We start from the raw sequence: 12,990 nt of genomic DNA on the forward strand, positions 1-12,990 counted from the left end.
GTCACCAAACCGTCACGGGACCCCATCGCGCCCACCTCCACAGGATTGTGTCAGTCCGGTTTCACGGCTAACTGTATGATTTTCATGAAGAAAGCCTTGCTGGCACTTTTTTGACCAACCCGGCCCGGATGCTTGCAGCAGCGTCATCGCGCCGTGAAGCATTCCCGCCATGCACAGATTTATCCACAGCACGTGTGGATAAACCGGAATCTCCTTCCGGGATCAGTACTTGCGTGAATCTCGTCAAGAAATTGACAGGACATCAATGCAACTGCGCGATATGTGACCCGCGCCGGGACGGGCCGATACACTGACCGGAATGTCGCCCGTTTCCGTCCTCCAGGTCGCCCTGCCCGTGCCCTTGCCACGGCTGTTCGACTACCTGCCGCCCGAGGGTCATACCGCCTCGCCGGAGGACATCGGCAAGCGGGTGAGCGTGCTCTTCGGCAACCGGCCACTGACCGGCTTCGTCGCCGGCGTCGCCCCACCGGCGGACCCCGGGCTGGAGCTGCGCCAGGCGGACGCACTGCTGGATGCCGTTCCGCTGCTGCTGGGCGAACTGCGGGACTCGCTGCTCTGGCTGGCGCGCTATACCCATGCGCCGCTGGGCGAGGTCGTCGCGACCGCGCTGCCGACCCTGCTGCGCCAGGGCGAACCGCTGCCGGACACCCATGCCTGGCACTGGCGGCTGACCGAAGCCGGCCTGACCCAGCGCGATCGCCTGCGCACCGGCAGCCGGCCGCGTCGCCTGGCGGACCTGCTGGCCGAGCACGCCTCGCTCGACGAAGACGTGCTGGACCTGCACCTGGATGCCGGCCGCGCCACCGCGCGCGACCTGGGCAAGCGTGGGCTGGCCGAACGCTTCCCGGCCGACGCCACGTCGACGGCCCCATCGCCGCGGCCCGGCCCGGCGCTCAACGACGAGCAGCAGGCCGCAGCCGACGCGATCGTCGCGACGACCGGCTTCGGTGCGTTGCTGCTGGACGGCGTCACTGGCAGCGGCAAGACCGAGGTCTACCTGCATGCCATCGCCGACTGCCTGCGTCGCGGGCGGCAGGCGCTGGTGCTGGTGCCGGAGATCGGGCTGACCCCGCAGACGCTGGCGCGCTTCCGCGACCGGCTCAGCGTGCCGGTGCATGCGCTGCACTCCGGTCTCAACGATGGCGAGCGTGCGCGCACCTGGGCGGCCTGCCTGCGCGGCGAGGCGCGGGTGATCGTGGGCACGCGCTCGGCGGTGTTCACGCCGCTGCCGGAGGCCGGGCTGATCGTGATCGACGAGGAACACGACGGCAGCTACAAGCAGCAGGACGGCATCCGCTACCACGCGCGCGATTTCGCGCTGGTGCGCGGCAAGGCGCTGGACGTGCCGGTGGTGCTGGGCAGCGCCACGCCCTCCCTGGAGACGCTGCACAACGCGCGCAGCGGCCGCTATGCCCACCTGCGGCTGTCACGCCGCGCCGGCGAGGCGCAGCCGCCTGCCGTTCGCGTGCTGGACGTGCGCAAGCGCGCGCAGCAGGCCGGTCTGCTCGCGGACACGCTGCAGGCAGTCCGCCAGGCGCTGGACGCGGGCGGGCAGGTACTGGTGTTCAAGAACCGCCGCGGTTACGCGCCGGTGCTGCTGTGCCACGACTGTGGCTGGAGCGCGCACTGCAAGCGCTGCGACAGCCCGATGACCGTGCACGCCGGCGGCAAGCGCCTGCAGTGCCATCACTGTGGCGCGCGGCAGGCGGCACCGCCGGCGTGTCCCGATTGCGGCGGACTGGCGCTGCAACCGCAGGGCATCGGCACCGAACGGCTGGAAGAACTGCTGACCGAGCAGTTCACCGATGTCCCGGTGCTGCGCGTGGACCGCGGCACCACGCAGAAGCGCGATGGCCTGGCGCAGCAGCTGGCGAAACTCGGCGACACGCCCGGCATCCTCGTCGGCACGCAGATCCTGGCCAAGGGCCACGACCTGCCGCACCTCACCCGCGTAGCGGTGGTCGGCGTGGACGAAGGCCTGTTCTCCACCGACTTCCGCGCCGGCGAGAAGCTCGCGCAGCAGTTGATCCAGGTCGCCGGGCGCGCCGGTCGTGCCGGCAAGCGCGGCGACGTGTGGCTGCAGACCCACCATCCCGATCATCCGCTGTTGAACACGCTGATCAGCGGCGGCTACCACGCCTTCGCCGAGGCGGAGCTGGAGCAGCGGCGCATGGCCGGCTTCCCGCCGTTCGCGCACCTGGCGCTGCTGCGCGCCGAGGCCCAGCACGTGGACGCTGCACAGCAATTCCTGCAGGCGGCGAAGCACGCGCTGCGCGCGCACGACGCCACGCTGGAGATGCACGGCCCGCTGCCCGCACCGATGCCACGCCGCGCCGGCCTGCATCGCGTGCAGCTGCTGCTGTCTTCGCCGGAACGGCGCGCGCTTCATCGCGTGCTGGACCTCGCCCTGCCGCAGATCCACGCCCTGCCGGAGGCGCGCCGCACGCGCTGGTCGCTCGACGTCGACCCCATGGACCTCTACTGATGACGACTACCACCCGTGCCACTCTGACGCCTGCCCAGCGCCTGCGCAGCATCTTCAGCGGCTCCGTCGGCAACCTGGTGGAGTGGTACGACTGGTACGTGTACGCGGCGTTCTCGCTGTACTTCGCCGAGGTGTTCTTTCCCGGTGGCGATCGCACCAGCCAGTTGCTGAAGACGGCCGTGATCTTCGCGGTCGGCTTCCTGATGCGTCCGCTCGGTGGCTGGCTGCTCGGCCGCTACGCGGATCGCCATGGCCGCAAGCGCGCCTTGATGCTGTCGGTGGTGATGATGTGCGGCGGCTCGCTGATCATCGCCTGCACGCCGGGCTACGCGACGATCGGCATCGCGGCACCGATCCTGCTGGTGCTGGCGCGACTGCTGCAGGGCCTGTCGGTCGGTGGCGAGTACGGCACCTCGGCGACGTATCTCAGCGAGATGGCCACGCGCGAGCGACGTGGCTTCTGGTCCAGCTTCCAGTACGTGACGCTGGTGATGGGCCACCTGATCGCGCTGGCCGTACTGATCGCGCTGCAGCGCGTGTTCCTGACCGACGAGCAGTTGCGCGAGTGGGGCTGGCGCATTCCGTTCGCGATCGGCGCGGTGGCCGCGCTGGTGGCGCTGTGGCTGCGCCGGAACATGGTGGAAACCGAATCGTTCCAGCGCAACGAAGCCGCCGGCGCGGCGAACCCGCAGAAAGCCCAGGGCACGTTGCGCGCGTTGATGCAGCACCCGCGCGCAGTGCTCACGGTGATCGGCCTGACGATGGGCGGCACGCTGGCTTTCTACACGTACACCACCTACGTGCACAAATTCCTCGTCAACAGTGCGGGCATGGCGGCCGAAACCGCCAGCCTGATCAATGCCTCCACGTTGTTCTTCTACATGCTGCTGCAGCCCGTCGTTGGCGCGCTGTCGGACAAGGTGGGGCGACGACGCATCCTGATCGCCTTCGGCGTGCTGGGCACGCTGTTCACCGTGCCGATCCTGAGCCAGCTGCAAGGCGTGCAGAGCGCCGCGCAGGCGTTCTGGCTGGTGATGGCGGCGCTGGTGATCGTCAGCGGCTACACCGCGATCAATGCGGTGGTGAAGGCGGAACTGTTTCCGGTCGAGATCCGCGCGCTCGGTGTCGGTCTGCCCTACGCACTGACCGTGGCGGTCTTCGGCGGCACCGCCGACATGGTGGCGCTGTGGTTCAAGGACATCGGCCACGAAACCGGCTTCTACTGGTACGTCACTGCCTGCATCGCGTGCTCGCTGCTGGTCTACCTGTGGATGCCGGATACACGCGAGACGTCGCTGATCGACCGCGACCCGGACTGACCGGCTCACGGGGCGCATGCGACAATCCGTCGCAAGGCGCCACGCAGCCCGTGGCCGCGGGAAACGGCATGCAGGCAGCACACCATTTCGTCATCGTCGGCGGTGGCTTCGCCGGCCTCTGGGCCACGCGGGCCCTGGCGTCGGCGCCGGTACGCATCACCCTGATCGACCGGCACAACCATCACCTGTTCCAGCCGCTGCTGTACCAGGTGGCGACCGCCGGCCTGTCCGCGCCCGACATCGCGGCGCCGCTGCGCCACATCCTGCGCAAGCAGGACAACGTGGAAGTGCGGCTGGCCGACGTGGCCTCGATTGCACCGGACGACAAGCAGGTCGTGTTCGCTGACGGCACCACGATCGCCTACGACACGCTGCTGCTGGCAACGGGTGCGACGCATGCGTACTTTGGCCATGACGACTGGGCGAAGCATGCGCCGGGTCTCAAGACACTCGACGATGCCCTGCAACTGCGCCGCCACCTGCTGCTCGCCTTCGAACGCGCGGAATCCGAAACCGACCCCGCCAAGCGCGCGGCCTGGCTCAGCTTCGCCATCGTCGGCGGCGGCCCGACCGGTGTCGAACTGGCAGGCACGCTGGCCGAGATCGCGCGGCATACGCTGAAGAACGAGTTCCGCCGCATCGACCCGTCACAGGCGCGTGTACGCCTGGTGGAAGCGGGACCGCGCGTGCTGGCGTCGTTCCCCGAAGCGCTTTCGGAGAAAGCGCGCCGGCAACTGGAGAAGCTCGGCGTGGAAGTCGTCACCGGCACGCCGGTCAGCGACATCACCGACGAGGGCTATCGCCTGGGCGATACCTTCGTGCCGGCGAAGACCGTGGTGTGGGCCGCCGGCGTGGCGGCATCGCCGCTCGCGCGTTCGCTCGGCGCCCCGCTGGACCGCGCGGGCCGCGTGCAGGTGCAGCCAGACCTCAGCGTGCCGGAGCACCCGGATATCTTCGTCGCCGGCGATCTCGCCGCCGTGACCACGGACGGGAAGCCCGTCCCCGGCGTAGCACCGGCCGCGAAGCAGATGGGCCGGCACGTGGCGCAGGTGCTGCGTGCACGCCTGTCCGGCGGCGCGTCGCCCGGTGCATTCCGCTACCAGGACTACGGCAACCTCGCGACCATCGGCCGCATGGCGGCGGTGGTGGATTTCGGCCGGCTGAAGTTTTCCGGTCTGCTGGCGTGGTGGTTCTGGCTGACCGCGCACGTGTTCTTCCTGATCGGCTTCCGCAACCGCCTGGTCGTACTGTTGAACTGGTTCTGGGCGTACTGGAGCTACCAGCGCGGCGCGCGGATCATCCTGGGCAAGGACGACGATCAACCCGGATCGACGCGGCAGGCATAGCAACCGGGCCGCGCATTGTGCACGTGCAGGTAGGCGACGCCCGGCAGGCCGAGCAGGCGTTGCAGGTGTGGCATCGCATCGACGCCTTCCACCACGTCGGCATCGCGCATCAGTCCTTCCGCGTCGTAGGCACGCAATGACAGCAGCCGGCGTGGAAACGAGGGCGGCAGTTCGTCGATCAATTCGGCTGCCCTGCCATTCATCGCCATCTCGCGTACGTAGATGGGACCGCTGGCCCGGTACGGGCCGGCGGCATCATGGTGCAGATGGGGAAGCAGCAACAGCGTTTCGCCCTGCCGTGCATCCTGCAGCGTGACGCGACATGGAAAACCGCGGTCGGCATCGGCGACCACGCGGCGGATGTTGCGTGTCGCCAATTCGGCATCGCCGAGGGCGAACAAGGGACGGAAGGGCTCGGGCGACAGCCCGCGGATCACGAACGACATGGCATCACGCTCAGGGAGACGGGATGCCATGTTCGTGCCGCCGGACAGGCGGCGCTATCCGGATCTTGTGCGGCTTACTTCCCGCCCAGCGGGTAGCGGTTGCCGTTGGCCATCACCAGTTCGCCTTCACCGATACGCTCGCTGTCGGCATCGACGGTGATGAATTCGGCCTCGAGACGACCCGCTCCCTTGCTGCCCTTCAGGTCGAACACGTAGCGCTCGCCTTCCGCGGCCCACGAGGCGTCGCGATCGAACGCAGCCTCGCGGATATCGCCGATATGCTTGAGAACGACGGGATGCGCCTGCATCGCGGCATTGGCCTGCAGCACGAAAATGCCGTCCTGCCGCGCGAAGGTCTCGGGGACTTCGCCGCGATCGGTGTCGATCCGCGGCGGGGCGAGTTCGCCTTCCATAGGCGGCTCACCCTCGAACGTGATCTCGCGGCCATCGGCGAGCGTCAGCACGCCCTTGCCCAGCCGCTCGGTATCCGCGTCGACCGTGATGAACTCGGCCAGGATGCGCCCGCGTCCCTTGTCACCCACCAGCGTGAAAACGAACTCGTCCGCACCCTCGGCTTCGCCGGTCGCCATGAAGTCCATGTCGAAGGCACTCAGCGTGCCGATGTGCTGCTGCACCAGCGGATAGCGCTGTACGGCCACGCGGGCCTGGCGCGTGAAGATATTGTCGCCCGCAAGCACGTCGCTGGCATCGATGCCCTCCGCGGGCTCGTCCTCGCCCGGCGGCTCGCCATCGAACGAGAGCTTGCGTCCACTGGCAAGCGTCAGCACGCCCTTGCCCAGACGTTCGGTATCGGCACTGACGGTGATGAAATCGGCTTCGAGGCGACCGCGTCCCTTGTCACCGGCCACATTGAACACGAAGGTGTTCATGCCCGGCGCGGCGCCGGTGGCATCGGTGTCGATCTCGAACGTCGAGATCTCGCCGATATGCTCCCGGATCAACGGATAACGCTGCGCGGCTTCCTGGGCCTGGCGGATGAAGAGGCCAGCACCGGCTTCGATGTCTTCGTCATGCGCGTGGTCGTGTGCGTGGTTGTCGTCCTCCGCCGCCAGCACATCGGCGTCGCCCTCGATCGCATGTTCGGTACCGTCGGCCATCACCAGCACGCCGGGACCGAGGGCTTCCTTCGAAGCGCTGACGGTGATGAAGCGCGCGGTGACGCGGCCCTTGCCGCGGCTGCCTTCGACATCGAACACCAGGACGTCCGGGCCGGGTTCGTCCATGCTCGCCGCGTCGTCGAGCGCGACAGTGCGGATCGCGCCGAGGTGCGCAGCCACAACGGGATCGACCTGCATGGCGGCACGCGCCTGCGCATCGTATTCCTCGCGATCGATGCTGAAGCGGACACCGCCCTGTCCTTCGGTCGACTTGGTGTTGCCGTCATCGGCCGCCGACGCCGACGCCACGCCGGAAGCGGCAACGAGGCCACAGACCGCCACCAGCATCCAGGCGACCATCCCCCGTCGCGCGTTGTTCCACCCCATGCCCTGCTCCTTCTGGTTGTCATGCCGCCCGTGGCGGATCGCGGCGTAGTGGACCACATCCGTGGACAGACACGCCACAAAGAGAAGAGGCCCCAATGGGGCCTCTTCGATATCGACGCAGACAACCCGTCGGATCAGGCGGCGAACAGCGCCTTCATCTTCTTCAGCGCGTTGGCTTCGACCTGGCGGACGCGCTCGGCGGAAATGCCGTACTCGTCGGCCAGTTCCTGCAGCGTGACCTTGCTTTCGCCATCCAGCCAGCGACGCTTGATGATGTCGCGCGAACGGTCATCCAGGTTCGCCATGCCTTCGCGCAGCAGCTCGAGCTGGTTGTCCTCGCTGTCCATGCGCTCATACGCCTGCGACGGATCTTCATCGCGCGCGACCAGGTAGCTGGCCGGCGACGGCGGTGCGTGTTCTTCGTCTTCGTCCGACGGCGCATCGAAACCGATGTCGCGACCGGACAGGCGCGCCTCCATCTCCATGACCTCGCGTTCGGACACGTTGAGGTCCTTGGCGATGGCACTGACTTCCTCGGCATTCATCCAGCCCAGGCGCGTCTTCGACTTGCGCAGGTTGAAGAACAGCTTGCGCTGCGCCTTGGTCGTGGCGACCTTCACGATGCGCCAGTTCTTCAGGATGAACTCGTGCATCTCGGCACGGATCCAGTGCACGGCGAAACTCACCAAGCGCACACCCATGTCGGGGTCGAAACGCTTCACCGCCTTCATCAGGCCGATGTTGCCTTCCTGGATCAGGTCACCCAGTGGCAGGCCATAACCGTTATAGCCGCGCGCCACATGCACGACGAAACGCAGGTGCGAATGCACCAGCTCGCGCGCGGCGTCGAGGTCTTCTTCCTCACGGTAGCGGTTGGCGAGCGCACGCTCGTCCTCTACCGTCAGCACCGGGATCTGGTGCACGGCGCTGATGTAAGCGTCGAGCGAACCCAGGGCGCTGGGAATCGGCAGGTTGTTGGTAACCAGGGCGGTAGTGGGAGTGTTCTGGCTCATGGGCAGGGATGTTAGCAGTCGGGGGGTTCGACTGCTAACCGTGCCGGAAGTTCCATATCGTTCCAGTGACGCAACACCGCGGGTTGCGACGCATGGCCTCAGGAGCGCTTTCAAATCAGCCACTTAGTCGCCGAGCCCCGCTCACCCACCCGCGCAGCAGAGAGAATGCGGGTTTCCGTTCAGGTTCGCGCGGCCATCGGCACAACGGAAGGGGGCTGCCGTCCAGACTGCCTTTCCAGCACGTCTGCTGCCAATGTGTCGCCTCCAGGCAAATGGCCGGGATGGAAGCTGGGCCGCAGGTAGTTCCGTAGGTGTTCAAGCGTCCTTCGACCCATGCCGTGTCCGCTACCGAAGTGATGACTCACTTGTCGCCATGTTGCTTTCCGCCAAAGCAGCCTGTCCTGGGCAAGCAGCCATGCCGCCATGCCGCTCAACAACAGATAGAAGAGGGTGGTGGTCATGACCGCCCCCAGCACGCGCACCGAATAGCGCGGCGAGACCGCCTGCAGCAGATCGAAGGCCACCGCCCGGTGTTCGATTTCTTCAGCGAAATGCCATTCCATCAGGTCGCGCATGTGTGGATCGGCGCCTTCGAGGATGGACTGCCTCAGGAACTCGTATCCAAGGAAGGCGTTGATGTGTTCGACGCAACTCACTAGCGACACTCGCAGCCATAAAGGCGCGACACGATCCATGACGCGAAAGATGCCCCGGTCCACCGCACGTTCGAAACCCCGATAGGCGTAGCCCTGCGCGTCAAGATTCTCCCAGTAGCGCTTGTGCGCTACGCCGTGCTGCGCCTCCTGCCGGATGAAGGCCTGGCAGCGGGCACGCAATGCTTCATCCCCCATCCTCGGTAGGCAGGCATTGAGCGTGCGGATGTAGAACGCCTCGTTGGCGGGCACCAGAATGGTGTAAGCATTGAGCAACGACGACACCACCTCGTTGCCCGGCAGCCAATGCTTCGGGATGTCGTGCGCCAGCGACGCGGTGAATCGTCGGGCCGTGATCGACTCTTCCATGGCGCCTCCCTCCTGAGACATCCGTAGGAATGGGATTCCCTGCAGCGCGCAAGGGCTGCAGGATCGCAGTCAGCGTCGGGCTGACGCGACTGCCTGTGCCTCCCTGATGACCCGCAGCAGATTGCCGCTCCAGATCTTGCGTACTTCCTGCTCGGTATAGCCCGCCGTCAGCAGCGCCTCGGTGATCCGCGGCAGTGCGCTGACGTCTTCCATGCCGGCCACACCACCACCGCCATCCCAGTCCGCACCGATACCCACATGATCCACACCTGCGACCTTCAGGATGTGAAGCAGGTGCCTCATGTAGTCGTCGAACGTCGCCCGCTTCATTGGGAAGCGCTCCTCGATCACGCGACGTTCCGCGAGATAGGCGGGCACACGCGCTACCGGGAGCTGGCTTTCCGGGCCGTACTTTTCAGCAAGCGCATCCATGGCGGCTTCCCGCTCCGGGATCTTCGTGATGTTGACCAGATAACCGCCAAACGCATTCACATGGATGACGCCACCTTTCGCAGCAAGCTGGCGAAGGCGGGCGTCGTCAATGTTCCGCGGATGGTCATAGATGGCATCGGCACTCGTGTGGGAAAGCACGATCGGCGCCTTCGACAAGGCCAGCAGTTGGTCGAAGACCGCGTCACTGGCATGCGATGCATCGAGCACGATCCCGAGCCGGTTCGCCTGCTCCACCAATGCACGACCGGCAGGGCTCAACCCCTTCCATTCCGGCCCCGCAGGGTCGGTGGATGAGTCGCCAAAATCATTGTTGCGTACATGCGTGACGCCCATCATTCGCAGGCCGAGCCTGTGGTATGCCGTCAGCAGGGTGGGATCGCTGGCGAGCGGGGCCGCATTTTCCATACTGATGAAGGAGACGCGTTTGCCCGCACTCGCGATGCGTTCTGCATCGTCAGCGGTAAGCGCCAGTTCCATCTCATCGGCATTCGCCGCGAGCATTTTATGGATGCTCACCAGGCGGTCTAGCCCATGGTCGCGCGCCGCACGCTTGCCTGCGTCGTCGCGCGCACCCTGTGCCGTATAGATGACCCAGAAGCCGCCATCCAGTCCGCCCGCCTTCATGCGGGGCAAGTCGACCTGCGACAGGTCACCTTCGTGCTCGTGGTTGTCGGCGATGCTCCAGCCCGGGCGGCGAAAGTTCGCCGGCGTATCCAGGTGGGTATCGAGGACCATCGCCTCCTCATGAATGCGTCGCGCGTCAGCAGTAGCCTCTTTCGCTGCCACGCCGTCACTGCAGATCATCGCCAGCGCACTGGCCAGAGCCAATCGGCACACCCTCATGCATCCGCCCCCTCGGTGAGATGAAGGCCGATTGTTGGCGAAAGTTACACAAGAAAAAACCCCCAACCTTGCGGTTGGGGGTTTTGGGGTAAAGCCCCTGGCGATGACCTACTCTTGCATGGCTTAAGCCACACTACCATCGGCGCGGCTGCGTTTCACTTCCGTGTTCGGGATGGGAACGGGTGGGACCACAGCGCTAATTTCACCAGGGAGAGGGTTGGAGCGTCGCCATCCAAGGAACGGATTAAGGCGCCAATCTCTCATAGGGTCTTGTGACGTAGCGGGCATTGGATTTTCTCTGACGATATCGTCGAGTCCAAGGCCACTTGAGGTTATATGGTCAAGCCGCACGGATCATTAGTATCAGTTAGCTCAATGGGTTGCCCCACTTACACACCTGACCTATCAACCACCTAGTCTTGATGGTTCCTTTAGGGGGCTTGTGCCCCGGGAGATCTCATCTTGAGGCGCGCTTCCCGCTTAGATGCTTTCAGCGGTTATCGCTTCCGAACATAGCTACCCGGCAATGCCACTGGCGTGACAACCGGAACACCAGAGGTTCGTCCACTCCGGTCCTCTCGTACTAGGAGCAGCCCCTCTCAAATCTCCAACGCCCATGGCAGATAGGGACCGAACTGTCTCACGACGTTCTGAACCCAGCTCGCGTACCACTTTAAATGGCGAACAGCCATACCCTTGGGACCGACTACAGCCCCAGGATGTGATGAGCCGACATCGAGGTGCCAAACACCGCCGTCGATATGAACTCTTGGGCGGTATCAGCCTGTTATCCCCGGAGTACCTTTTATCCGTTGAGCGATGGCCCTTCCATACAGAACCACCGGATCACTAAGTCCTACTTTCGTACCTGCTTGATCCGTCGATCTCGCAGTCAAGCACGCTTATGCCTTTGCACACAGTGCGCGATGTCCGACCGCGCTGAGCGTACCTTCGAGCTCCTCCGTTACTCTTTGGGAGGAGACCGCCCCAGTCAAACTACCCACCATACATGGTCCCCGATCCGGATTACGGACCTAGGTTAGAACGTCAAGCACATCAGGGTGGTATTTCAAGGTTGGCTCCACCGAAGCTAGCGCCTCGGTTTCATAGCCTCCCACCTATCCTACACAGACGAACTCAACGTTCAATGTAAAGCTATAGTAAAGGTTCACGGGGTCTTTCCGTCTTGCCACGGGAACGCTGCATCTTCACAGCGATTTCAATTTCACTGAGTCTCGGGTGGAGACAGCGCCGCTGTCGTTACGCCATTCGTGCAGGTCGGAACTTACCCGACAAGGAATTTCGCTACCTTAGGACCGTTATAGTTACGGCCGCCGTTTACTGGGGCTTCGATCAAGAGCTTCGCCTTGCGGCTGACCCCATCAATTAACCTTCCAGCACCGGGCAGGCGTCACACCCTATACGTCCACTTTCGTGTTTGCAGAGTGCTGTGTTTTTGATAAACAGTCGCAGCGGCCTGGTTTCTGCGACCCCCCTCAGCTATAGCCCGCATGGGCCACCAAAGAGGGTGCACCTTCTCCCGAAGTTACGGTGCCATGTTGCCTAGTTCCTTCACCCGAGTTCTCTCAAGCGCCTGAGAATTCTCATCCTACCCACCTGTGTCGGTTTACGGTACGGTCTGCGTGAGCTGAAGCTTAGGAGCTTTTCCTGGAAGCGTGGTATCAGTGACTTCGTCCTAAAGGACTCGTCTCGGTGCTCGGTCTTAAAGGATCCCGGATTTGCCAAAGATCCAAACCTACCGCCTTTCCCCGGGACAACCAACGCCCGGTACACCTAACCTTCTCCGTCCCTCCATCGCACTCACGCGAGGTGCAGGAATATTAACCTGCTTCCCATCGACTACGGCTTTCGCCCTCGCCTTAGGGACCGACTAACCCTGCGTCGATTAACGTTGCGCAAGGAAACCTTGGGCTTTCGGCGTGCGGGCTTTTCACCCGCATTATCGTTACTCATGTCAGCATTCGCACTTCCGATACCTCCAGCAGCCTTCTCAAGCCACCTTCGCAGGCTTACGGAACGCTCCTCTACCGCGCATAACAAAGTTATGCACCCCAAGCTTCGGTTTCGTGCTTAGCCCCGTTAAATCTTCCGCGCAGACCGACTCGACCAGTGAGCTATTACGCTTTCTTTAAAGGGTGGCTGCTTCTAAGCCAACCTCCTGGCTGTCTGTGCCTTTCCACATCGTTTTCCACTTAGCACGAAATTTGGGACCTTAGCTGTGGGTCTGGGTTGTTTCCCTTTTCACGACGGACGTTAGCACCCGCCGTGTGTCTCCCGTACATTCTGTCTTGGTATTCGGAGTTTGCCATGGTTTGCTAAGACGCGATGTCCCGCTAGCCATAACAGTGCTCTACCCCCAAGAAGATTCATACGAGGCGCTACCTAAATAGCTTTCGAGGAGAACCAGCTATCTCCGGGTTCGATTAGCTTTTCACTCCTAATCACACCTCATCCCCTACCTTTGCAACGGGAGTGGGTTCGGGCCTCCAGTACCTGTTACGGCACCTTCACCCTGG

8 protein-coding genes and 2 rRNA genes (1 of these 10 running past the window's edge) are annotated in these 12,990 nt (G+C 64.2%); 3 read left to right on the forward strand and 7 right to left on the reverse strand.

The genetic code is table 11. The features are described 5' to 3' along the window. The first annotated feature begins 319 nt into the window (after positions 1–319). From IB225_RS14645 to IB225_RS14655, 3 genes are all read left to right on the forward strand, one after another. Positions 320–2,506: a primosomal protein N' gene (locus IB225_RS14645; RefSeq protein WP_192312007.1), complete on the forward strand. Its 2,187-nt coding sequence runs from the start codon at positions 320–322 to the stop codon at positions 2,504–2,506. Further along, positions 2,506–3,825: an MFS transporter gene (locus tag IB225_RS14650; protein WP_192312008.1), complete on the forward strand. Its 1,320-nt coding sequence runs from the start codon at positions 2,506–2,508 to the stop codon at positions 3,823–3,825. Before IB225_RS14645 ends, IB225_RS14650 begins: the two co-directional genes overlap by 1 nt. 68 nt (positions 3,826–3,893) lie before the next feature. After that, a complete protein-coding gene (locus IB225_RS14655; protein ID WP_192312009.1) occupies positions 3,894–5,171 on the forward strand; it encodes an NAD(P)/FAD-dependent oxidoreductase in 1,278 nt (425 codons plus the stop codon). Here the strand turns inward: IB225_RS14655 and IB225_RS14660 are convergent. The 7 genes from IB225_RS14660 to IB225_RS14690 all read right to left on the reverse strand — a co-directional run. Next, positions 5,144–5,647 carry a DUF1203 domain-containing protein gene (locus tag IB225_RS14660; protein ID WP_225583895.1) on the reverse strand — a complete coding sequence of 168 codons (504 nt, stop codon included), beginning with the start codon at positions 5,645–5,647 and terminating at the stop codon, positions 5,144–5,146. The genes IB225_RS14655 and IB225_RS14660 overlap by 28 nt on opposite strands. 44 nt (positions 5,648–5,691) lie before the next feature. Further along, positions 5,692–7,122, reverse strand: coding sequence for a hypothetical protein (locus IB225_RS14665; RefSeq protein WP_192312010.1), 1,431 nt, complete (start codon positions 7,120–7,122; stop codon positions 5,692–5,694). A gap of 134 nt (positions 7,123–7,256) precedes the next feature. Further along, entirely contained in the window at positions 7,257–8,135 is an 879-nt protein-coding gene (gene rpoH, locus IB225_RS14670) for an RNA polymerase sigma factor RpoH (RefSeq protein WP_192312011.1), read from the reverse strand. Positions 8,136–8,314: 179 nt separating this feature from the next. Next, positions 8,315–9,157 (reverse strand): metal-dependent hydrolase, encoded by an 843-nt coding sequence (locus tag IB225_RS14675; RefSeq protein ID WP_192312012.1) that lies wholly within the window; start codon positions 9,155–9,157, stop codon positions 8,315–8,317. A 69-nt stretch (positions 9,158–9,226) separates the two neighbouring features. After that, positions 9,227–10,438, reverse strand: a complete 1,212-nt coding sequence (locus IB225_RS14680; protein ID WP_225583896.1) for a dipeptidase — start codon at positions 10,436–10,438, stop codon at positions 9,227–9,229. Positions 10,439–10,548: 110 nt separating this feature from the next. Then, positions 10,549–10,663: ribosomal RNA gene (gene rrf / locus IB225_RS14685) — 5S ribosomal RNA — on the reverse strand. Positions 10,664–10,789: 126 nt separating this feature from the next. Beyond that, positions 10,790–12,990, reverse strand: a 23S ribosomal RNA gene (locus IB225_RS14690) (it continues 678 nt past the right edge of the window).

This window comes from Pseudoxanthomonas sp. PXM02 (assembly GCF_014851805.1).
In the GTDB taxonomy this organism is placed as follows: domain Bacteria; phylum Pseudomonadota; class Gammaproteobacteria; order Xanthomonadales; family Xanthomonadaceae; genus Pseudoxanthomonas_A.